We start from the raw sequence: 22,210 nt of genomic DNA, 5'->3' as shown, positions 1-22,210 counted from the left end.
AACGCCATCCGGACGTCCGTCGGACCGGGGGGATTGAACGCAACGCATATTAGAGAGTCCGTAACTCACGGATAGTCATAGGGAATTGGTAGTGCTGCGACTCTTCAATAAAAAAGCCCACGGGCTTTTGGGCATCGACATCAGCTCGACATCGGTCAAGCTGCTCGAATTGAGCCGCCAGGGCGACCGATACCGCGTCGAGTCCTATGCGGTCGAACCGCTGCCGGCCAACGCAGTGATCGAGAAGAATATCGCCGAGCTCGAAGGGGTGGGCATGGCGTTGTCGCGGGTGCTCGACAAGGCCCGGACGCCCTTGCGCAACGTGGCGGTCGCGGTTGCGGGGTCGGCGGTCATCACCAAGACCATCGAGATGGACGCCGGGTTGTCGGAAGATGACATGGAAAACCAGCTCAAGATCGAGGCCGACCAATACATCCCCTACCCATTGGATGAGGTGGCGATCGATTTCGAAGTGGTGGGCGCTTCCCCCCGCAGCGCCGAGCGGGTCGAAGTGCTGCTGGCGGCTTGTCGAAAGGAAAACGTCGAGGTCCGCGAGGCGGCGCTGGGGCTCGCCGGGCTGACGGCTCGCGTGGTCGATGTCGAGGCCTACGCGCTGGAGCGCGCCTTCGGTCTGCTCGCCACGCAACTTGCCGCGTCCCAGGAGCGACTCACCGTGGCGGTCGTCGACATCGGCGCCACCATGACCACGCTCAGCGTGTTGCACAACGGTCGCATCATTTATACCCGTGAGCAGTTGTTCGGGGGGCGTCAGCTTACCGAGGAAATCCAGCGTCGCTATGGCCTGACGCCAGAGCAGGCCGGCCTGGCGAAAAAGCAGGGCGGTTTGCCCGACGATTATCTCGGCGAGGTGCTTCAACCGTTTCGCGAAGCGCTGGTGCAGCAGGTGTCGCGTTCGTTGCAGTTTTTCTTCGCCTCGGGTCAGTACAGCGCGGTGGATCACATTCTGTTGGCGGGAGGCACTGCGTCAGTCGCCGGCCTGGACCGCCTGATCGAGCAGCGCCTGGGCACGCCGACCCAGGTCGCCAACCCGTTTACCAATATGGCCCTGAGTAGCAAGGTCAACGCCGGCGCCCTGGCCAGCGATGCGCCGGCGCTGATGATCGCCTGCGGGTTGGCCCTCAGGAGTTTCGACTGATGGCGCGGATCAACCTTCTTCCCTGGCGCGAGGAGCTGCGCGAGGAACGGCGCAAACGCTTTCTGCTGGCGTTGGTGGGCGCGCTGGTGGGCGCGGTGGGCTTGACCTTGATTGCGGTCCAGTACCTGAACAGTGAGATCGACTATCAGACCGCGCGCAACGGCCACGTCCGTGATCAGATTGCCATTCTGGATGAACGCATCCAGCAGATCAGTGAACTGAAGGCCCGTCGACAACAGCTGCTGGAGCGCATGCGCATCATCCAGGACTTGCAGGGCAATCGTCCGGTCAGTGCGCGGATTTTCGATCAACTGGTGCGGACCCTGCCGGACGGCGTTTATTTCACCGAAGTGAAAATGGAAGAGGGCATGCTTTCCATCCAGGGAGTCGCAGAGTCCAACAACCGGGTCTCGGACCTGATGCGTAACCTGGACGCGTCAGACCTGTTCGATACCCCCAGCCTGACGGAGGTCAAGGCTGCCACGGCGGACCAGCCCGACCAGGCCAGCGTTTTCCAACTGACGGTCCGCCAGACCCGTCCCGCCGACGCGGAGGGTGCCCAATGAAAGCCGGGGAATGGCTGGACGCGCTGCGCAAGATCGATTTCAGTGACCTGGACACCAATAACGTTGGCTCCTGGCCGGCGCCGATCAAGTGGCTGGCCGGAATATTGCTGGTATTGCTGGTGCTGGGGCTGGGCTATAACTTTGCCTTGAGTGACCTGGAAAGCCAGCTGCAGCAGGTGCGCGAGGAGGAAAATACCCTCAAGGCGCAATTCGCCGGCAAGGCCCACATGGCGGCGAACCTGGAACGCTATACCGAACAGATGAAGCAGATGGAAACTTCTTTCGGCGTGCTGCTGCGGCAACTGCCCAGTGACACCGAGGTGCCGGGCCTGTTGGAGGACATCACTCGCACCGGCCTGGGCAGCGGCCTGGAGTTCGAAGAAATCAAGTTGCTGCCGGAGGCCACCCAGCCGTTCTACATCGAATTGCCCATCCAGATCACCGTGACGGGCGGTTATCACGACCTGGCAACGTTCGTCAGCGGCGTCGCGGGGTTGCCCCGCATCGTCACGCTGCATGATTTCGAAATCGCACCCATGGAGCCCGGCGCGGGGGCGAAGCTGCGCATGAGCATCCAGGCCAAGACCTACCGGTACAACGAGCAGGAGACGCTGCCATGAGGCGGGTCTATTGCGTGGGCCTGCTGGCCGGGCTGCTTGCGCTGGCCGGTTGCAACAGCGACGACGGTTTCAGCGACCTGGATGCCTACATGAACGAAGTACGCCTGCGTCCGCCCGGCAAGATCGAGCCCACGCCGACCTTCAGGCCTGGCGAAACCTTCACCTACAGCGCCGCCAATCTGCGCAGCCCGTTTTCTCCGCAGGTCCGCATGGACCAGGCCGAGCGGCAACAAGGCTCGCGCAATGTCAGACCTGATCCCAACCGGGCGAAGCAGTACCTGGAGGGCTTCAATATCGAGCAATTTGAAATGGTCGGCACGATCTCCAACGCCAGTGGCTCGTTTGCGCTCCTGCGGGGTGCGGGTGGGGTGCATCGACTGAAGGTCGGCGACTACCTGGGGCGCAACGATGGGCGGATCGTCGCGATCAGCGCCACCCAGGTCGATGTGGTCGAAATCGTTCCCGATGGCCAAGGCGCCTGGCTGGAGCGACCACGGACCATTACTTTGAAAGAGCATTCATAGTGGAATTCGAACAATGAACAGGATTTTTTCAGCCCTCGGTATTTCGCTATGGATAGCGCTGTTGTCGCCGATGGTTCAAGCGGCTAGCCTGAAGACGCTGGATGTGGCGGCGTTGCCGGGGGATCGTGTCGAGTTGAAGCTTACCTTCGACGGGCCGCCGCCGCCGCCCCGGGGCTATACCACCGAACAGCCGGCCCGTATCGCCTTGGACCTGCCCGGCGTGACCAATCGGTTGGCCAGCAAGAACCATGATCTTGGCGGAGGCAATGCACGCAGTGCCACCGTGGTCGAGGCGGGGGACCGGACCCGGCTGATCATCGGCCTTACGCAACTGGCGCCGTACGACACCCGGATCGAAGGCAACAACCTGTTCGTGGTGGTTGGCAAGGGAGCCGCCCGCCAGGCCGCTGCACAGGCTCCGCGTCCTGCGGTTGCCAGCGCTGCACCTGCCAGGGCCGCTGCGCCGGCCGGCAAGGCGATCCGAGGCGTGGACTTCCAGCGCGGCACCCAGGGCGAAGGCAACGTGGTGATCGACTTGTCCGACCCTTCCATTGCCCCGGACATCCAGGAGCGCGAAGGCAAGATCATCCTCAATTTCCCCAGGACCCAATTGCCCGAACCATTGCGGGTACGCCTGGACGTCAAGGACTTCGCCACGCCGGTGCAGTTCGTCAATGCCAGCGCCGGTTCCGACCGCGCCACCATCAGCATCGAGCCCAGCGGCACCTTCGATTACTCCACCTACCAGACCGACAACAAGCTGACCGTCAGTGTCCGGCCCATGACGGTCGAAGACCTGCAGAAACGCAACAGCGACCGCGCCGCCTATAGCGGTGAGAAGTTATCGCTGAATTTCCAGGACATCGAAGTGCGCTCGGTGCTGCAACTCATCGCCGACTTCACCAACCTGAACCTGGTGGCCAGCGACACCGTGCAGGGTGGCATCACCTTGCGGCTGCAGAACGTGCCGTGGGACCAGGCGCTGGATCTCGTGCTCAAGACCAAGGGGCTCGACAAGCGCAAGGTGGGCAATGTGCTGCTGGTGGCTCCGGCGGATGAAATTGCCGCGCGCGAACGCCAGGAGCTCGAATCCCAGAAACAGATCGCCGACCTGGCACCGCTGCGGCGCGAGCTGTTGCAGGTCAACTATGCCAAGGCCGCCGACATCGCCAAGCTGTTCCAGTCGGTCACCAGTGCCGAGGCGAAAGCCGATGAGCGCGGCACGATCACGGTCGATGAACGCACCAACAACATCATTGCCTACCAGACCCAGGACCGGCTCGACGAGTTGCGCCGGATCGTCGCGCAACTGGACATCCCGGTGCGCCAGGTGATGATCGAGGCGCGGATCGTCGAGGCCAACGTCGATTACGACAAGAGCCTGGGCGTGCGCTGGGGGGGCTCGGTGCAGAACAAGGGCAACTGGAATTCTTCCGGTGTGACCACGGGCGATTCCACCACCATCGGTACGCCGGGCAGCACCAGCACCAACCAGCCTTTCGTCGACCTCGGGGCATCAGGCAACACGTCCGGTATCGGCATCGCCTTCATCACCGACAACGTGCTGTTGGACCTGGAACTGACGGCCATGGAAAAAACCGGCAATGGGGAAATTGTCTCCCAGCCCAAGGTGGTGACCTCCGACAAGGAGACCGCGAAGATCCTCAAGGGCACGGAAATTCCCTATCAGGAAGCCAGCTCCAGCGGCGCCACCTCGGTGTCGTTCAAGGAAGCCTCGTTGTCCCTGGAAGTCACGCCGCAGATCACGCCGGACAACCGCATCATCATGGAGGTCAAGGTCACCAAGGACGAGCCGGATTACCTGAACAAGGTGCAGGAGGTTCCGCCAATCAAGAAGAACGAAGTCAACGCCAAGGTGCTGGTCAACGACGGCGAGACCATTGTGATTGGCGGCGTTTTCTCAAATACTCAGAGCAAAGTTGTAGATAAGGTGCCATTTCTTGGCGATGTGCCGTATCTTGGCCGCCTTTTCCGGCGTGATGTGGTTTCGGAGAAAAAATCCGAGCTGCTGGTATTTCTCACTCCGCGTATCATGAACAACCAGGCGATTGCTGTGAGTCGTTGATTCTGTGCGAAATTTGATTCTTGTTGGGCCGATGGGGGCTGGAAAAAGCACCATCGGTCGTTTGCTGGCCAAAGAGCTGCGCCTGCCTTTCAAAGATTCCGACAAGGAAATTGAATTGCGCACGGGCGCCAATATCCCATGGATCTTCGATAAGGAAGGCGAGCCCGGTTTCCGGGACCGTGAGCAGGCGATGATTGCCGAGCTGTGCGGTTTTGAAGGCGTGGTGTTGGCCACCGGTGGCGGCGCGGTGATGCGCGAAGCCAATCGTCGGGCTTTGCATGCCGGCGGACGAGTGGTCTATCTACATGCCTCCGTCGAACAGCAGGTGGGACGCACTGCCCGTGATCGCAATCGGCCACTGCTGCGTACCGCCGATCCGGCCAAGACCTTGCGCGACCTGCTGGAACTGCGTGACCCGCTGTATCGGGAAATCGCCGACCTGGTCATCGAAACCGACGAGCGGCCGCCACGGATGGTGGTGCTGGAAATTCTCGATCGCCTGCAACAACTGCCTCCCCGTTAATGCGTGGCGCGAAATGCGCTATCCTCGGCGTCCCGCCTTGGCTCGTCCGGGGCGTGGCGGATGGCCATTACTGGCGCCACGGCCGGCACCGTTGACTTTCGTTAATAGCAGGCAGGACGCCTGATTTCATCTTCACTGTGGGGACACATGCAGACACTTAAGGTCGACCTGGGCGAGCGCAGCTACCCGATTCACATTGGCGAAGGCTTGCTGGACCAGCCCGAACTGCTGACACCGCACATCGCCGGGCGGCAAGTCGCGGTTATCTCCAATGAAACCGTCGCCCCTTTGTATCTGGAACGCCTGGCTCGCAACCTGTCGGCCTATTCGGTCATTTCCGTGGTGTTGCCGGACGGCGAGGCCTTCAAGAACTGGGAAACCCTGCAACTGATTTTCGACGGTCTGCTGACTGCGCGGCATGACCGTCGCACCACCGTGGTCGCCCTGGGCGGCGGCGTGATCGGCGACATGGCCGGTTTTGCCGCGGCTTGCTATCAGCGCGGTGTCGATTTCATCCAGATCCCCACCACGTTGCTGTCCCAGGTCGACTCGTCGGTGGGCGGCAAGACCGGCATCAATCATCCACTGGGCAAGAACATGGTAGGCGCGTTCTACCAGCCCAACGTCGTGTTGATCGATACCGCGACGCTGAAGACTCTGCCGGCCCGTGAGTTGTCCGCAGGCTTGGCCGAGGTCATCAAGTACGGTCTGATTTGCGACGAACCGTTCCTGGGCTGGCTCGAAGAAAATGTCGACCGCCTGCGTGCGCTGGACCAGACCGCCCTGACCTATGCCATCGAGCGCTCCTGTGCAGCGAAGGCTGCCGTGGTGGGTGCCGATGAGCGCGAATCTGGCGTGCGCGCCACGCTCAACCTGGGCCACACCTTTGGCCACGCCATCGAAACCCACATGGGCTATGGCGTCTGGTTGCATGGCGAGGCGGTTGCCGCAGGCACGGTCATGGCCCTGGAAATGTCCGCGCGCCTGGGATGGATCAGCGAGCAGGAGCGTGATCGTGGGATCCGCCTGTTCCAGCGGGCCGGGTTGCCGGTCGTTCCGCCCGAGGAGATGAGCGAGGCGGATTTCCTCGAACACATGGCAATCGACAAGAAAGTGATCGACGGTCGTCTGCGCCTGGTGCTGCTGCGCCACATGGGCGAAGCGGTAGTGACCGACGATTATCCGAAAGAGGTTCTACAGGCCACGCTGGGAGCGGACTACCGCGCCCTGGCTCAGCTTAAAGGTTAATAAGATTCCGATGACTAGTTTGCATGCCGACGAGGCTTTCCTCGGCCATTTCCAGTTGAGTCATGACCCTTTTGCACCACGGGTCCCGGGCTTCAAATTCTTTCCAGCCCAGCGCAAGCCGGTACTGGGCCAGTTGCATCACCTTGCGCGCTACAGCCAGTTGCTGTTGGTCGTCACCGGCCCCCAGGGCAGTGGCAAGACATTGTTGCGCCAGGCCTTGGTGGCCAGTACCAACAAACAGTCCGTGCAAAGCGTGGTGGTATCGGCCCGTGGCGCCGGCGACGCAGCCGGCGTGTTGCGTCAGGTCGCCCAGGCGCTGAATGTTGCCCAGGCGGAGATCGGTGCGATCCTCGACCAGATCGTCCAGTTGGCATTGACGGGGCAGGAAGTCTATCTGCTGGTGGACGATGCCGAGCAGCTCGACGAATCAGCCCTGGAAGCCCTGCTGGCCCTGGCTGCCGGTGCGCCGGAAGGTCGTCCCCATGTGTTCCTGTTCGGGGAGTCGTCGCTGATCGCCGAACTGGACCAACTGAACCTTGAGGAAGAGCGCTTCCACGTCATCGAACTGGCGCCCTACACCGAGGAAGAAACCCGTGAATACCTGGCCCAGCGTCTTGAGGGCGCCGGCCGGGGTATCGAACTTTTCACCGCAGATCAGATCTCTGAGATTCACGAAAGCTCTGACGGTTGGCCTGGCAACATCAACCAGGTAGCCCGAGATGCTCTGATCGAAATCATGATCGCCAGCCGCTCAGCGGTGAAGCGTCCAAGTATGGGGTTCAACATGCCGAAGAAACACGTATTGGCGATTTCCGCCGTGGTCGTGGTCGCGGTCGCCGCCGCCTGGCTGATGCCGGGTCGCAACAAGGCGCCCACCGCCGGCGCACCTGCCAACGAACAGGCGCAGTTGCCTCTCGGTCAGGGCACGCCGCAACCCAACGGCGGCGCCCCGGCGGTGGAATTTGCAGGTAACACCCAGCCGATGCCGCTGCCGCTGGTCGGCAACTCGCAACCGGTCATGCGCGGCCCCCTGGCTGAAGCCGCAGGCGGAATCACCGAGGGCGACGACGGCGCAGCGCCGCCGATCGACGACAGCAGCGACACTCCGCCAACCGTGACCACCACCTCGCCGCCCTCGGGCGTACCGGCCGGTCCGGCCCCAACGCCAGTACCGACGCCGACCGCCAAGCCGACCCCGGCGCCTACCCAGGTCGCCACCGCCAAGCCTGCTCCGGCCCCAGCCGCCAAACCGGCGCCCGCGCCTGCAACCAAGCCCGCTGCCGCGCCAGCCAAGGCCGCAGGCGGTAGCTGGTACGCCGGCCAGGCACCCGGCAACTACGTGGTGCAGATCCTCGGCACCAGCTCCGAAACCGCAGCGCAGAACTTCGTCAAGGAACAGGGCGGCGAGTACCGTTATTTCAAGAAAGTGCTTAACGGCAAGCCGCTTTACGTCATCACCTACGGCAGCTTTGCCAACCGTGACGCAGCCGTTTCCGCTATCAAGGCCTTGCCAGCGAAGGTTCAGGCTGGTAAACCTTGGCCTCGCACTGTCGCCAGCGTCCAACAGGAACTGGCTGCAACTCGCTGATGATTCGGCGGCCTTACCCAGGCCGCCACTCCCGGCAACCTCAACATTTCCGCAAGGGCGGGCGACCTTTCAGGCCGCGCGCCTTGTGGTGTCTGCGTCACAGTAGCGTTTGAGTCGTAGCGGTCGAACCCAAAAAAGTTTTGACTAGCACAACATATAGCTTTAAACCTTTCACAAATGCGACATGGATTTGCGGCAGTTCGTCGTCAAATTTGTGAGCCTCTGTGTCGGTGTGTACAATGACCTCCCTTTTGCCCCCGCAAAGCTGGCGTACGTTCGGCGCGGAACGCAACTGGTTGAATTGAAAAGAAATTTGCCTCGATAAGAGGCAGCCTGGTGAGAAAGTGTCTATGAAAGCAGGTCTGTACCAACCAGATGAATTCAAGGATAACTGCGGTTTTGGCCTGATAGCCCATATGCAGGGCGAGCCGAGTCATACCCTTTTGCAAACGGCCATTGAGGCCCTGACCTGCATGACCCACCGTGGTGGGATCAACGCCGACGGCAAGACCGGTGACGGTTGTGGCTTGCTGATTCAAAAGCCTGACGAGTTCCTGCGTGCCATCGCCCAGGAAACGTTTGGCGTGACCCTGCCCAAGCAGTACGCCGTGGGCATGGTGTTTTTCAACCAGGACCCGGTAAAGGCGCAAGCGGCTCGCGAAAACATGAACCGCGAGATCCTGGCCGCCGGCCTGCAGCTTGTCGGCTGGCGCAAAGTGCCGATCGACACCAGTGTCCTCGGCCGCCTGGCCCTTGAGCGCCTGCCGCTGATCGAACAGGTGTTCATCGCTGGCGAAGGCCTGAGCGACCAGGACATGTCGATCAAGCTGTTCAGCTCCCGTCGTCGCTCGTCCGTGGCCAACGCCGCCGACACCGACCATTACATCTGCAGCTTTTCCCACAAGACCATCATCTATAAAGGCCTGATGATGCCGGCGGACCTCACCGCCTTCTATCCAGACCTGAGCGATGAGCGCCTGAAAACCGCGATCTGCGTGTTCCACCAGCGCTTCTCCACCAACACCCTGCCGAAATGGCCGCTGGCCCAGCCATTCCGCTTCCTCGCCCACAACGGCGAGATCAACACCATCACCGGCAACCGCAACTGGGCCTTGGCCCGTCGCACCAAGTTCGCCAACGATTTGATGCCGGACCTCGAAGAGCTTGGCCCACTGGTCAACCGCGTCGGTTCGGACTCCTCGAGCATGGACAACATGCTCGAGCTGATGGTGACCGGTGGCATCGACCTGTTCCGTGGCGTACGCATGCTCGTTCCGCCAGCCTGGCAGAACGTCGAGACCATGGACCCGGACCTGCGCGCTTTCTACGAATACAACTCCATGCACATGGAGCCGTGGGACGGTCCGGCCGGTATCGTCATGACCGACGGTCGCTACGCGGTGTGCCTGCTCGACCGTAACGGCTTGCGCCCGGCGCGCTGGGTCACCACCACCAACGGGTTCATCACCCTGGCGTCGGAAATCGGTGTCTGGAACTACCAGCCCCAGGACGTCATCGCCAAAGGCCGCGTAGGCCCGGGGCAGATCTTTGCCGTGGACACCGAGACCGGCCAGATCCTCGACACCGACGCCATCGACAACCGCCTCAAGTCCCGTCATCCGTACAAGCAATGGCTGCGCAAGAATGCCCTGCGCATCCAGGCGACCATGGAAGACAACGATCACGGTTCGGCCTTCTACGACGTCGATCAGCTCAAGCAGTACATGAAGATGTACCAGGTGACGTTCGAGGAGCGTGACCAGGTACTGCGTCCGCTGGGCGAGCAGGGCTACGAAGCGGTCGGTTCCATGGGCGATGACACGCCGATGGCCGTGCTGTCCCAGCGCGTTCGCACACCGTACGACTATTTCCGCCAGCAGTTCGCCCAGGTGACCAACCCACCGATCGACCCGCTGCGCGAAGCGATCGTGATGTCCCTGGAGATCTGCCTCGGTGCCGAGCGCAACATTTTCCAGGAGTCGCCGGAACACGCTTCGCGGGTGATCCTCAGCTCGCCGGTCATTTCCCCGGCCAAGTGGCGCTCGCTGACCAACCTTGATCGCCCGGGCTTCGAACGTCAGGTCATCGACCTGAACTACGACGAAAACATCGGCCTGGAAGCGGCCATCCGCAACGTCGCCGACCAGGCTGAAGAAGCCGCGCGCGCCGGGCGTACCCAGATTGTCCTGACCGACCGTCATATCGCTCCGGGCAAGCTGCCGATCCACGCCTCGCTGGCCACCGGTGCGGTGCACCATCGCCTGACCGAAAAAGGCCTGCGCTGCGACTCCAACATCCTGGTGGAAACCGCCACCGCACGCGATCCGCATCACTTTGCGGTGCTGATCGGTTTCGGCGCCTCGGCGGTCTATCCGTTCCTGGCCTACGAAGTGCTGGGCGACCTGATCCGTACCGGTGAAGTGCTGGGCGACCTCTACGAGGTGTTCAAGAACTACCGCAAGGGCATCACCAAGGGCCTGCTCAAGATCCTGTCGAAGATGGGTATCTCGACCATCGCCTCGTACCGTGGCGCGCAACTGTTCGAGGCCATCGGCCTGTCCGAAGAAGTCTGCGAACTGAGCTTCCGTGGCGTGCCAAGCCGCATCAAGGGGGCCCGTTTCGTCGACATCGAAGCCGAGCAGAAAGCCCTCGCCGCCGAAGCCTGGAGCCCGCGCAAGCCGATCCAGCAGGGCGGCCTGCTGAAGTTCGTCCACGGTGGCGAATACCATGCCTACAACCCGGACGTGGTCAACACCTTGCAAGCCGCCGTGCAGCAAGGCGACTACAGCAAGTTCAAGGAGTACACCGCGCTGGTGGACAACCGTCCGGTGTCGATGATTCGCGACCTGCTCAAGGTCAAGACCCTCGAAACGCCGCTGGACATCAGTGAAGTGGAACCGCTGGAATCGGTGCTCAAGCGCTTCGATTCGGCCGGTATTTCCCTGGGCGCCTTGTCTCCGGAAGCCCACGAAGCCCTGGCCGAAGCCATGAACCGCCTCGGTGCGCGTTCCAACTCCGGCGAAGGCGGCGAAGACCCGGCGCGCTACGGCACCATCAAGAGTTCGAAAATCAAGCAAGTTGCCACCGGCCGCTTCGGTGTGACGCCGGAGTACCTGGTCAACGCCGAAGTGCTGCAGATCAAGGTGGCCCAGGGCGCCAAGCCCGGCGAAGGCGGTCAACTGCCCGGCGGCAAGGTCAACGGCCTGATCGCCAAGTTGCGCTACGCGGTTCCTGGCGTGACGTTGATCTCGCCACCGCCGCACCACGACATCTACTCGATCGAAGATTTGTCGCAACTGATCTTCGACCTCAAGCAGGTCAACCCGAAGGCGCTGGTCTCGGTGAAACTGGTGGCGGAAGCGGGCGTGGGCACCATTGCCGCCGGCGTGGCGAAAGCCTATGCCGACCTGATCACCATTTCCGGCTACGACGGCGGCACCGGCGCCTCGCCGCTGACCTCGATCAAATACGCTGGCGCGCCATGGGAATTGGGCCTGGCGGAAACCCACCAGACCCTGCGCGGCAACGACTTGCGCGGCAAGGTCCGGGTGCAGACCGACGGTGGCCTGAAAACCGGCCTGGACGTGATCAAGGCTGCCATCCTCGGCGCCGAGAGCTTCGGCTTCGGCACCGCGCCGATGATCGCCCTGGGCTGCAAATACCTGCGCATCTGCCACCTGAACAACTGCGCCACCGGCGTGGCGACCCAGAACGACAAGCTGCGCAAGGACCACTACATCGGTACCGTCGACATGGTGGTGAATTTCTTCACCTACGTGGCCGAAGAGACCCGTGAGTGGCTGGCGAAGCTGGGCGTGCGCTCGCTGGAAGAGCTGATCGGCCGTACCGACCTGCTGGAAGTGATCGAAGGCCAGACCGCCAAGCAGCAGCACCTGGACCTGACCCCGTTGCTGGGCAGCGATCTGATTCCGGCCGACAAGCCTCAGTTCTGTCATGTCGACCGCAACCCGCCGTTCGACAAGGGTGAGCTGGCCGAGAAGATGGTCGATATGGCTGCTGCGGCAATCAACGACCTGAGCGGTGCCGAATTCGAGCTGGACATCTGCAACTGCGACCGCTCCATCGGCGCGCGGATCTCCGGCGAAATCGCCCGTAAGCACGGCAACCAGGGCATGGCCAACGCGCCGGTCACCTTCCGCTTCAAGGGCACGGCCGGGCAGAGCTTTGGCGTGTGGAACGCCGGCGGCCTGAACATGTACCTGGAAGGCGACGCGAACGACTACGTGGGCAAGGGCATGACCGGCGGCAAGCTGGTCATCGTTCCGCCCAAGGGCAGCGTCTACAGGACCCAGGACAGTGCCATCATCGGCAACACCTGCCTCTACGGCGCCACGGGCGGCAAGCTGTTCGCCGCCGGCACCGCGGGCGAGCGTTTCGCCGTGCGCAACTCCGGCGCCCACACGGTCGTGGAAGGCACCGGCGATCACTGCTGCGAGTACATGACCGGTGGTTTCGTCTGCGTACTGGGCAAGACCGGTTATAACTTCGGCTCTGGCATGACAGGCGGTTTCGCCTACGTGCTCGACCAGGACAACACCTTCGTTGACCGGGTCAACCACGAACTGGTGGAAATCCAGCGGATCAGCGGCGAGGCGATGGAAGCCTACCGCAGCCACCTGCAACGCGTGCTGAACGAGTACGTCGAGGAAACCGACAGCGAGTGGGGTCGTGAACTCGCCGAGAACCTCGATGACTATGTGCGTCGTTTCTGGCTGGTCAAGCCCAAGGCGGCGAATTTGAAGTCTCTGCTCTCAAGTACTCGTGCGAGTCCGCAGTAAACGACGCAGCAGCAAGCGGCAAGCTTCAAGCCGCAAGTTAACAGCAGTGCGCGTTGTGCCTGCCACCGTGATTGTCTTGCAGCTTGAAGCTTGAAGCTTGAAGCTGTCGTGTATGAGGTTCTGAAGAATGACCGAACGTCTAAGCAACGACTTCCAATTCATCGATGTCGGGCGCAAGGATCCGAAGAAGAAACTGTTGCGTCAACGCAAGAAAGAGTTCGTGGAAATCTACGAGCCTTTCAAACCCCAGCAGTCGGCCGACCAGGCCCACCGCTGCCTGGGTTGCGGTAACCCGTATTGCGAATGGAAGTGCCCGGTGCACAACTTCATTCCCAATTGGTTGAAGCTGGTGGCCGAGGGCAACATTCTCCAGGCCGCCGAGCTGTCCCACCAGACCAACACCCTGCCGGAAGTCTGCGGCCGGGTGTGCCCGCAGGATCGCCTGTGCGAAGGTGCCTGCACCCTCAACGACGGTTTCGGTGCGGTGACCATCGGTTCGGTGGAGAAGTACATCACCGACACCGCGTTCGCCATGGGCTGGCGCCCGGACATGTCCAAGGTCAAGCCAACCGGCAAGCGCGTGGCGATCATTGGCGCGGGCCCGGCGGGCCTCGGTTGTGCCGACGTGTTGGTACGTGGCGGCGTGACCCCGGTGGTGTTCGACAAGAACCCGGAAATCGGCGGCCTGCTGACGTTCGGCATCCCGGAGTTCAAGCTGGAAAAGACCGTGCTGAGCAATCGTCGCGAAGTCTTCACCGGCATGGGCATCGAGTTCCGCCTGAACACCGAGGTAGGCAAGGACGTGACCATGGAGCAACTGCTCGAAGAATACGATGCAGTGTTCATGGGCATGGGCACCTACACCTACATGAAGGGCGGTTTTGCCGGCGAGGACCTGCCGGGCGTCTACGACGCGCTGGATTTCCTGATCGCCAACGTCAACCGCAACCTGGGCTTTGAAAAGTCGCCGGAAGATTTCGTCGACATGAAAGGCAAGAAGGTCGTGGTGCTCGGCGGTGGCGACACGGCGATGGACTGCAACCGCACGTCGATTCGCCAGGGCGCCAAGTCGGTGACCTGCGCCTACCGTCGTGACGAAGCGAACATGCCAGGCTCGCGCAAAGAGGTGAAGAACGCCAAGGAAGAAGGCGTGAAGTTCCTCTATAACCGCCAGCCGATCGCCATCGTCGGTGAAGACAAGGTCGAAGGCGTGAAGGTGGTCGAGACCCGTCTCGGCGAGCCGGACGCCCGCGGTCGTCGCAGCCCTGAGCCGATCCCGGGCTCCGAAGAGATCATCCCGGCCGACGCCGTGGTCATCGCCTTCGGCTTCCGTCCGAGCCCGGCGCCGTGGTTCGAGCAGTTCAGCATCCAGACCGACAGCCAGGGCCGCGTCGTCGCGCCGGAACAAGGCCAGTACAAGCACCAGACCAGCAACCCGAAGATCTTCGCCGGCGGCGACATGGTCCGGGGTTCCGACCTGGTGGTGACGGCGATCTTCGAAGGCCGCAATGCGGCGGAAGGGATCCTGGATTACCTGGGGGTCTGAAGATCCCAGCTACAAGCTACAAGCTACAAGTTGAAAGCAGATGCACTTGTGGCTTGCAGCTCATAGCTTGTAGCTGCTGTTATGCGACAAATTGCCCCGATAGATAAAAGGCACGGCTCTTGCCGTGCCTTTTGCGTCGCGCTCTGAGAAAATGCCCGCACTTTTTTTCCGGATGCCGACATGACTGCCCTGAAGAACGACCGTTTCCTTCGCGCCCTGCTCAAGCAACCCGTGGACGTCACCCCCGTGTGGATGATGCGCCAGGCCGGTCGCTATCTGCCGGAATACCGCGCCAGCCGCGCCAAGGCCGGTGACTTCATGAGCCTGTGCATGAACCCCCAGTTCGCCTGCGAAGTCACGATGCAGCCGCTGGACCGCTATCCGCAACTGGACGCGGCGATCCTGTTCTCCGACATCCTCACCATCCCCGACGCCATGGGCCAAGGCCTGTACTTCGAGACCGGCGAAGGCCCGCGCTTCAAGAAAGTGGTCAGCACCCTGGCCGACATCGAAGCGCTGCCGATCCCCGATCCGCAGAAGGACCTGGGCTATGTCATGGACGCGGTCAGCACCATTCGCCGTGAATTGAACGGTCGCGTTCCGTTGATCGGTTTTTCCGGCAGCCCGTGGACACTCGCGACTTACATGGTCGAAGGCGGCTCCTCCAAGGACTTCCGCAAGACCAAGGCGATGCTCTACGACAACCCGCAAGCCATGCACCTGCTGCTGGACAAGCTGGCGCAGTCGGTCACGTCCTACCTCAACGGCCAGATCCTGGCCGGTGCGCAAGCGGTGCAGATCTTTGATACCTGGGGCGGCAACCTGTCGGCGGCGGCCTACCAGGAATTCTCCCTGGCCTACATGCGCAAGATCGTCAGCGGCCTGATCCGTGAACACGAAGGTCGTAAAGTGCCGGTGATCCTGTTCACCAAGAACGGTGGGCTGTGGCTGGAAAGCATTGCCGAGGCCGGTGCCGACGCCCTGGGCCTGGACTGGACCTGCGACATCGGCAACGCTCGCGAGCGCGTCGGCCACAAGGTTGCGTTGCAAGGCAACATGGACCCAACGGTGCTCTACGCCAAGCCTGAAGCCATTCGTACTGAAGTCGGGCGCATCCTCGCCAGTTATGGCAAGGGCAGTGGTCATGTGTTCAACCTTGGCCACGGCATCACCCCTGAAGTCGACCCGGAACACGCTGGCGCCTTCCTGCGGGCGGTGCATGAGCTGTCGGCGCAATATCACGCATAAATCCAGTGAGGTTAACAGGCCTGTTCGACTTTGTTGTCGGACAGGTTTTTTTATGCCTGTTGTTTGCCGTTAAACAAAAATAAGGGGGCTCTCCAATTGGTTGGAGGTCATTGTGTTTACTATATTTTTTATGTGTAGGATGTTTCGAGCATTGCGTAATTAAAATAGAAATTGAGATGGTTCCCTCAACTTTTGGCGACATTTCTTACATAGAAATTAATAGCTTTTCTATAACGTTCCTGCGCTTGAAAGGCCCCCGGTAAAGCGGTTCGAGTGTCTTTTAAGTGAGATGTTCTATTTTTATGAGCGGCCAGGAATTTATATGAAGATCAATTGCAATAAGCACGCAGTTTTAATGGGGTGTGCTTCGTCTTTAGTTCTGCTATCGGCGTTGATAGTGCCCAAAAGTGCTACGGCCCACGGTTATCTTGAAGTGCCGCCTTCGCGCGCATTGCTGTGCAAGAACGGTGTCAACCAGAACTGTGGCGGCGCGCAATACGAGCCACAGAGCACGGGTGAAACTTTCAAGGGGTTTCCGAATGGCGCCGGAGGCGCCCCGCTGCAAGGGCCTTTTGACGGAAAAATAGCCAGTGGTGGCCACGCGATGTTTTCCGCCCTCGATGCACAATCACCGACACGCTGGCAATTGACCGAGATCCGAGACCGCAATATCGCCTTCCAATGGCGCTATACCGCCGTTCACCCAGCCACCAAGCATGAGTACTTCATCACCCGTGATGGCTGGAACCCAAACGAGGCGCTCAAGCGCGCTTCGTTCGAGCCCGCGCCGTTCTGTACGGTGGCAGGCGGTAATCAGTTGCCGGAGTCCGGCGCCAAGCACAATTGCGTCATTCCCGACAGCAAGACCGGTCACCACGTGATCCTGGCGGTCTGGACGGTGGGCGACACGGATGCCGCGTTCTACAACCCGGCCGACGTGAACATCCTCGCTGAAGCGGCGTTGCCCGGTGGTTGGTTGCCGGTGGGCAGCATCGCCCCTTCAACGCCCTTGCTGGTGGGTGACAAGGTCAAGGCCCGGGCGTTTTCCGCGGAGGGTGAAAACAGCCAATACGGTGTGCAAGTCAGCATCGACAACGCGCAGGAAGGCCAGCCGGAGAACTGGTCGTTCAAGCTGGCCGAAGCCATCAACCGAGCCCACACCCTGATTCGGGCGGGCATCCGCGATGAGCAGGGCGAGATCACGCCGATCAAAGGCACCAACACCTTGTATGCCCAGCAAGCAAGCGGTGTGACCCGCTATGAAGTCCAGTTGGAGATGCAGGAAGACGCCGGCGCCAGTTTGTCGATTTCATCCTTGCAGCCCGAGTATGTGCTCGACAAGGGACGCGTCAGCATGGACTTCGCTGTGCTGACCAATCGCAAGATGAATCTCGAAGCGACCCTGTTCGATGAACACAACAAGCAGGTTGGCGCCTTGAGCCAATCCGTCGTCGAGGGCAGCAGCCCCCTGAAGCTCGATGTGCGCAGTGCCCCCGGCCCGCACACCCTCACGCTGATCGGCACCACCGAGGATGGGCGTACCACTCGTCAGGACACCCGCAGCGTCACCATGACCGGCGAGGGCGCCGGGATTGAATACGACTTCATCTTCCCTGAGGGCATCACCGAATACACCGCCGGCACGAAAGTGCTGCAACCCAAGACCGACGAAGTATTCGAGTGCAAGCCGTTCCCCGCGTCCGGCTACTGCAAACAGTACGCCCCGTCTGCAAACGGCTTCGAACCGGGTGTAGGCGCTCATTGGCACATGGCCTGGGACAAGCTGTAAATCCTTTGAGACTCGGCTTCGGGCGGACCTGACGGAGCGCCCGGAGCTTTTGGGTGGGGGCATCATGCATCTGAATTATTCCAAGCAACGAGTGCTGCTGCACTGGTTGTCGGCTGCGGTCATCTTGTGGGCGCTGGCGTCCGGTTTTTATGTGGCCTACGGCCCCGTGTCCGATTCGGTCGAGCACTGGGTCGGCTCGATCAATGTATCGCTGACGACGCTTTTCATTCCGCTGTTCGCCTGGCGATTCTGCCTGTTTGCCTGCGAATTCGATGCGCACGAGGCGAAGTCGTCATGGGCCAAGGCGCTGGCGCTGCTGGTTCACCTGATGATCTACCTGACCATCGCTGCCGTGCTGGTGACCGGCGTCCTGATGATGAAAAAAACCATCAGCGTCTTCGGGCTGGTTCATATCCCCCAGCCGTTGCAGGACCCGTCGCTGATCGAATGGGCGACCATGGGGCATATCCAATCCTGCGCAGTGCTTTCGCTACTGGTCGCGCTGCACCTGTGTGCAGTGGCCTGGCATGAGTTTTCCGGACGCAGGGTCCTGCAGCGCATGTCGTTTGCAAGGCCTGCAGGCGAAATGAATCGATGAGGTTTTTTATCCGGGCTGGCCATCGGCGGCCGACAGCGCTGCTTGTGCTCATACCGGTGTTGTATGGTTTTTTCCTGGCGTGCCAGGAATGGCGTTTTCGCCAGGCGCTGCAACACGATCTGCCGACTCCGTCTCAACCCAAGGCCACGGTAGCCCGTGATCGACCCCATGTACAAGCCGTGGCGACGGTGCTCGGGTTGACGCCGCAAACGGCCCTCTCGCCCAGCGCCGAATCCATCACGTTGCAAGCCAGTTTCGTCGCGGCACCAGGGTTGTCGCGGGCCTTGCTGGCTGACGCAACGGGCCCGCGTTTCTATCAAGTGGGTGAGCGGCTGCCCGGTGGCAGTGTGTTGCGTCGGGTCGAAGCCGGGCAGGTGATGTTATGGCGCAACGGTCGCGAAGAACGATTGGTCTTGCGACAACAGACCGGCCCCTCGTTGCGCCGTTTGGACCTCGACGGGAGCCATGCAACGCTCCAGGCCTCTCAACACCTACGCCCAATCGTCGGGCAATCAGAGTGATCGTATTCATGAACAGCTTCATACGGGGCAGTGCGTTGCGCGTCCTGTTCTGTCTCTTCGCGGTTTGCGCGCAGATAGTCCCCGGTCTGGTGCGGGCGGAGGAGCCTCGTTGGGAGCTAGCGATGAATGATGCGGAACTGCGCGATGTGGTCGGGGAAATGTCGGCGATCCTGGGCAAGACCGTGGTGCTCGATCCCAGGGTGACGGGACGGGTTACCGTCATGTCCCGCCAGGCCCTGGATCGCGAGGGGGTGCGCCGGCTGTTCTACTCGGTGCTCGACGCACACAACTTTACCGTGATCGATGAAGGTGAGCGCATCTTGGTTGCCCCCGTCGCTGACGCGAAGACCCGCGCGGGTGTCGACGCAACGAACCCCGCTCCCTCGCAGTTCGTGACTCGGGTCATCGAATTGCAATCGAGCATTGCCGCCGATGTTGCCGGGTTGGTCCGGCCACTGGTGTCGGGTAACGGCTACGTCGGCCCTTCGGTTTCTTCCAATGCGCTGGTCGTCACCGACACGGCGGCCAACGTGCAGCGCATCGCCCGGGTCGTGCGCCAGCTGGATGCCGGGCGCAACCGCAATCATGAAGTGGTGACGCTGCGGCACGCCCAGGCAACGGATATCGCGCCGATCATGGAAGCCTCCGGCGGCAAGCGTGAGGGTGACGTTGCGGGCCTGGTGATTGCTGACGCACGAAGCAATCGCCTGGTGGTCATCGGTGCGCCGACGGTGCGTCGACGCCTGGTGGACCTGGCCCGGACCCTGGACGTTCCGGCCACCGCTCCACAGGACAATGCCAGGGTTATCCGGCTGCGCCATAGCAATGCCAAGCTGTTGGCCGAAGTGTTGGAAAACGTCGGGCAGGATAAAAAGCCTACCGCTACGCAGACCGGCGTCCAGGAAAGCGCCGCCGGCACGTTCATGATCAAGGCCGATGAAAGCCAGAATGCCCTGGTGCTGATTGCCGATCCCGCTCAAGTGCGCATTATCGAGAACATTGTCCGGGAACTGGACCAGCCCCGGGCCCAAGTGCTCATTCACGCGGCCATCGTTGAGATTTCCGGTGATATTTCCGAAGCGCTGGGGGTGCAATGGGGGCTTGATAGCGGTGGCGCGACGGGGTTCATCAATTTTCCGGGAACCGACATTCCGATCATTGGCGATCCGGACTTCAGCGCCCGAGAGAATGCGCCGGAAGGCGCGGTCCTGCGGTTGGGGGGCGATCGCTTCAGTGCACTGATATCGGCGCTGGCGAGCAATACCCGCAGCAATCTGCTTTCAACGCCCAGCCTGCTGACGCTGGATAACCAGGAGGCGGAGATCATCGTCGGCCAGAACGTCCCGTTCAAGACCGGCTCATATGCCACCAACAGCAGTGGCGCGGACAACCCGTTCACGACCGTGGAGCGCAAGGATGTCGGCATCAGCCTCAAGATCCGGCCGTTCATCAACCAGGGCTCGACCTTGCGCCTGGAAGTCGAGCAGGAAGTCTCGGACATTGCGCCGTCGGTTTCCGGGGTGGACTCCTCGGACCTGATCACCAACAAGCGTGCGCTGAAAAGCACGATCCTGGCGGACGACGGCGAAATCATCGTCATCGGCGGCCTGATCCGCGACAGTGTGCGCACGCAGGAAAGCGGTGTGCCGCTGCTACGCAGCATTCCCTACCTGGGCGCGCTGTTTCGCTGGACGCGAGACACCCAGACCAAAAGCAACTTGATGGTTTTCCTGCGGCCCACCATTGTGCGCAGCAAGGAAGACCTGGCGGGCGTCAGCCGGCAGCGCTACGACGCGCTACGGGAGCTGAGCAAGCCAGGTTCGCGACAGAACAATTCGCTGTTGCTGCCGCGGGAGGCCCGACAATTGTTCGAGCCCTCCATCCAGGCGCCGGCCGACTTGCGCCAGCGCGCGCCGGGTGATCTGTGACTCGCCCCCAGGCCCCGTTGCCCTTTGGTTTTGCCAGGCGCCACGGCGTACTGCTCGACGGTGAAGGGCCGACGCTGCGGCTGGTCATGCGTGGGGATGCGCCGTTCACGGCAGTGGCAGAGATCAGGCGATTGTGTGATCGGGAGGTGCCGATCGAAAGGGTGGAACCGGCGCAATTCGCGGCGCGCCTGGCCAGTGTCTATCGCCAGGGCCAGAGCGCCGCCGAGCAGGTTGCCCAAGGGCTGGACGAAGAACTGGACCTGCTCAGCGTGGCCGATCAGGTGCCCCAGACAGCCGACCTGCTGGAACAACAGGGCGACGCGCCGATCATCCGGCTGATCAATGCGCTGCTCAGTGAAGCGGTCCGTGAACAGGCCTCGGACGTGCACCTGGAGACGTTTGAGCAATATCTGTCAGTACGCATGCGCATTGATGGCCAGCTGCGCGAAATGCTGCGTCCGCGCCGAGAGCTGGCGACCTTGTTGGTGTCTCGAATCAAGGTCATGGCGCGCCTGGACATCGCCGAAAAGCGCGTTCCCCAGGACGGCAGGATGGCGTTGCGCCTGGCCGGGCATGAAGTCGATGTGCGGGTCTCGACCTTGCCCTCGGCGCACGGCGAGCGGGTGGTGCTGCGCCTGCTCGACAAGCAGGCCGGGCGCCTGGAGCTACAGCGCCTGGGCCTGCCGGACGACACCTTGGCGAGCCTGCGGCAGTTGCTCTGCAAGCCCCACGGTATCGTGCTGGTGACCGGTCCGACGGGTTCGGGAAAGACCACCAGCCTGTATGCGGCCCTGAGCAGCATCAATGATCAGACCCGGAACATTCTTACCGTCGAGGATCCGATCGAATATCACCTGCCGGGTATCGGCCAGATGCCCGTCAACCCTAAGGTAGACATGACCTTTGCCCGTGGTTTGCGGGCTATTTTGCGCCAGGACCCGGACGTGGTGATGGTCGGTGAGATACGCGACCGCGAAACCGCCGAAATCGCCGTCCAGGCTTCGTTGACTGGACATCTGGTGCTCTCGACCCTGCACACCAACAGCGCCGTCGGCGCGGTTACCCGGCTGGTGGACATGGGCGTGGACGCCTACCTGCTGGCGTCGTCCCTGGCGGGCATCGTGGCCCAACGGTTGTTGCGCACGCTATGTCCGGCCTGCAAGTCGGGGTACGTCGCCGACGAGACGACTTGCCGGCGCCTGGGCCTGGAAGCCACGGCCGCGCCACGGTTGTTCAAGGCCCAGGGGTGCGAGCAGTGCCAGAAAGGCTATCGCGGGCGTATCGGCATCTATGAGCTGGTCAACGTCAACGCAGTACTTTCGGCATTGATTCATCAGGGCGCGACCGAGCGGGAGCTCGCTGAAGAAGCGCGCAAGGCATCGCGCAGTTTGTTCCAGGATGGCCGTCGACGAGTGCTCGAGGGCTTGACCAGCGTGGACGAACTGCTGCGCATCACCCAGGAAGAATAAC

The 22,210-nt window shown here is 61.7% G+C and carries 16 protein-coding genes; all 16 read left to right on the top strand.

Annotated elements, in window-relative coordinates; genetic code table 11:
- Positions 1–91: 91 nt before the first annotated feature.
- The 16 genes from M8Q45_RS22625 to gspE all read left to right on the top strand — a co-directional run bounded on the left by M8Q45_RS22625 (position 92) and on the right by gspE (position 22,209).
- A complete protein-coding gene (locus M8Q45_RS22625; RefSeq protein ID WP_249876465.1) occupies positions 92–1,156 on the top strand; it encodes a pilus assembly protein PilM in 1,065 nt (354 codons plus the stop codon).
- Positions 1,156–1,722, top strand: coding sequence for a PilN domain-containing protein (locus M8Q45_RS22620; protein WP_249876464.1), 567 nt, complete (start codon positions 1,156–1,158; stop codon positions 1,720–1,722). Before M8Q45_RS22625 ends, M8Q45_RS22620 begins: the two co-directional genes overlap by 1 nt.
- Positions 1,719–2,342, top strand: a complete 624-nt coding sequence (gene pilO / locus M8Q45_RS22615; RefSeq protein ID WP_249876463.1) for a type 4a pilus biogenesis protein PilO — start codon at positions 1,719–1,721, stop codon at positions 2,340–2,342. Before M8Q45_RS22620 ends, pilO begins: the two co-directional genes overlap by 4 nt.
- Complete coding sequence (locus M8Q45_RS22610) at positions 2,339–2,866, top strand: pilus assembly protein PilP (protein ID WP_030140988.1); 528 nt, start codon at positions 2,339–2,341, stop codon at positions 2,864–2,866. Before pilO ends, M8Q45_RS22610 begins: the two co-directional genes overlap by 4 nt.
- A 13-nt stretch (positions 2,867–2,879) precedes the next feature.
- Positions 2,880–4,952 carry a type IV pilus secretin PilQ gene (locus tag M8Q45_RS22605; RefSeq protein WP_217861073.1) on the top strand — a complete coding sequence of 691 codons (2,073 nt, stop codon included), beginning with the start codon at positions 2,880–2,882 and terminating at the stop codon, positions 4,950–4,952.
- Positions 4,953–4,956: 4 nt separating this feature from the next.
- On the top strand, positions 4,957–5,475 hold the full coding sequence (gene aroK, locus M8Q45_RS22600) for a shikimate kinase AroK (RefSeq protein ID WP_181290818.1): 519 nt from the start codon (positions 4,957–4,959) through the stop codon (positions 5,473–5,475).
- A 147-nt stretch (positions 5,476–5,622) separates the two neighbouring features.
- A complete protein-coding gene (gene aroB / locus M8Q45_RS22595) occupies positions 5,623–6,723 on the top strand; it encodes a 3-dehydroquinate synthase (protein WP_249876462.1) in 1,101 nt (366 codons plus the stop codon).
- Positions 6,724–6,733: 10 nt separating this feature from the next.
- On the top strand, positions 6,734–8,311 hold the full coding sequence (locus tag M8Q45_RS22590) for an AAA family ATPase (protein ID WP_249876461.1): 1,578 nt from the start codon (positions 6,734–6,736) through the stop codon (positions 8,309–8,311).
- A gap of 350 nt (positions 8,312–8,661) precedes the next feature.
- Positions 8,662–13,110 (top strand): glutamate synthase large subunit, encoded by a 4,449-nt coding sequence (gene gltB, locus M8Q45_RS22585; protein WP_249876460.1) that lies wholly within the window; start codon positions 8,662–8,664, stop codon positions 13,108–13,110.
- Positions 13,111–13,237: 127 nt separating this feature from the next.
- Positions 13,238–14,656 (top strand): glutamate synthase small subunit GltD family protein, encoded by a 1,419-nt coding sequence (locus tag M8Q45_RS22580; protein ID WP_249876459.1) that lies wholly within the window; start codon positions 13,238–13,240, stop codon positions 14,654–14,656.
- 180 nt (positions 14,657–14,836) lie between these two features.
- The gene (gene hemE, locus M8Q45_RS22575; protein ID WP_249876458.1) at positions 14,837–15,904 is read left to right on the top strand and encodes a uroporphyrinogen decarboxylase; all 1,068 of its coding nucleotides are present in this window, start codon (positions 14,837–14,839) and stop codon (positions 15,902–15,904) included.
- Positions 15,905–16,226: 322 nt separating this feature from the next.
- Complete coding sequence (gene gbpA, locus M8Q45_RS22570) at positions 16,227–17,693, top strand: N-acetylglucosamine-binding protein GbpA (protein ID WP_249876457.1); 1,467 nt, start codon at positions 16,227–16,229, stop codon at positions 17,691–17,693.
- Positions 17,694–17,757: 64 nt separating this feature from the next.
- Positions 17,758–18,291: a cytochrome b gene (locus M8Q45_RS22565; protein WP_249876456.1), complete on the top strand. Its 534-nt coding sequence runs from the start codon at positions 17,758–17,760 to the stop codon at positions 18,289–18,291.
- Positions 18,288–18,812 carry a type II secretion system protein N gene (locus M8Q45_RS22560; protein WP_249876455.1) on the top strand — a complete coding sequence of 175 codons (525 nt, stop codon included), beginning with the start codon at positions 18,288–18,290 and terminating at the stop codon, positions 18,810–18,812. Before M8Q45_RS22565 ends, M8Q45_RS22560 begins: the two co-directional genes overlap by 4 nt.
- An 8-nt stretch (positions 18,813–18,820) precedes the next feature.
- On the top strand, positions 18,821–20,740 hold the full coding sequence (gene gspD / locus M8Q45_RS22555) for a type II secretion system secretin GspD (protein ID WP_249876454.1): 1,920 nt from the start codon (positions 18,821–18,823) through the stop codon (positions 20,738–20,740).
- Positions 20,737–22,209: a type II secretion system ATPase GspE gene (gene gspE, locus M8Q45_RS22550; protein WP_349654633.1), complete on the top strand. Its 1,473-nt coding sequence runs from the start codon at positions 20,737–20,739 to the stop codon at positions 22,207–22,209. Before gspD ends, gspE begins: the two co-directional genes overlap by 4 nt.
- Position 22,210: the final 1 nt, after the last annotated feature.

Origin of the sequence: Pseudomonas sp. T1.Ur, assembly GCF_023516725.1 — a bacterium.
Classification (GTDB): domain Bacteria; phylum Pseudomonadota; class Gammaproteobacteria; order Pseudomonadales; family Pseudomonadaceae; genus Aquipseudomonas; species Aquipseudomonas alvandae.
This window is presented reverse-complemented; position numbering and strand designations above follow the sequence as displayed.

Bases quoted from the DNA above. Each gene is read 5' to 3' on its own strand.
- M8Q45_RS22620 (WP_249876464.1), top strand. From the start codon at position 1,156: ATGGCGCGGATCAACCTTCTTCCCTGGCGCGAGGAGCTGCGCGAGGAA.
- pilO (WP_249876463.1), top strand. From the start codon at position 1,719: ATGAAAGCCGGGGAATGGCTGGACGCGCTGCGCAAGATCGATTTCAGT.
- M8Q45_RS22610 (WP_030140988.1), top strand. From the start codon at position 2,339: ATGAGGCGGGTCTATTGCGTGGGCCTGCTGGCCGGGCTGCTTGCGCTG.
- M8Q45_RS22605 (WP_217861073.1), top strand. From the start codon at position 2,880: ATGAACAGGATTTTTTCAGCCCTCGGTATTTCGCTATGGATAGCGCTG.
- aroB (WP_249876462.1), top strand. From the start codon at position 5,623: ATGCAGACACTTAAGGTCGACCTGGGCGAGCGCAGCTACCCGATTCAC.
- M8Q45_RS22590 (WP_249876461.1), top strand. From the start codon at position 6,734: ATGACTAGTTTGCATGCCGACGAGGCTTTCCTCGGCCATTTCCAGTTG.
- gltB (WP_249876460.1), top strand. From the start codon at position 8,662: ATGAAAGCAGGTCTGTACCAACCAGATGAATTCAAGGATAACTGCGGT.
- M8Q45_RS22580 (WP_249876459.1), top strand. From the start codon at position 13,238: ATGACCGAACGTCTAAGCAACGACTTCCAATTCATCGATGTCGGGCGC.
- hemE (WP_249876458.1), top strand. From the start codon at position 14,837: ATGACTGCCCTGAAGAACGACCGTTTCCTTCGCGCCCTGCTCAAGCAA.
- gbpA (WP_249876457.1), top strand. From the start codon at position 16,227: ATGAAGATCAATTGCAATAAGCACGCAGTTTTAATGGGGTGTGCTTCG.
- M8Q45_RS22565 (WP_249876456.1), top strand. From the start codon at position 17,758: ATGCATCTGAATTATTCCAAGCAACGAGTGCTGCTGCACTGGTTGTCG.
- M8Q45_RS22560 (WP_249876455.1), top strand. From the start codon at position 18,288: ATGAGGTTTTTTATCCGGGCTGGCCATCGGCGGCCGACAGCGCTGCTT.
- gspD (WP_249876454.1), top strand. From the start codon at position 18,821: ATGAACAGCTTCATACGGGGCAGTGCGTTGCGCGTCCTGTTCTGTCTC.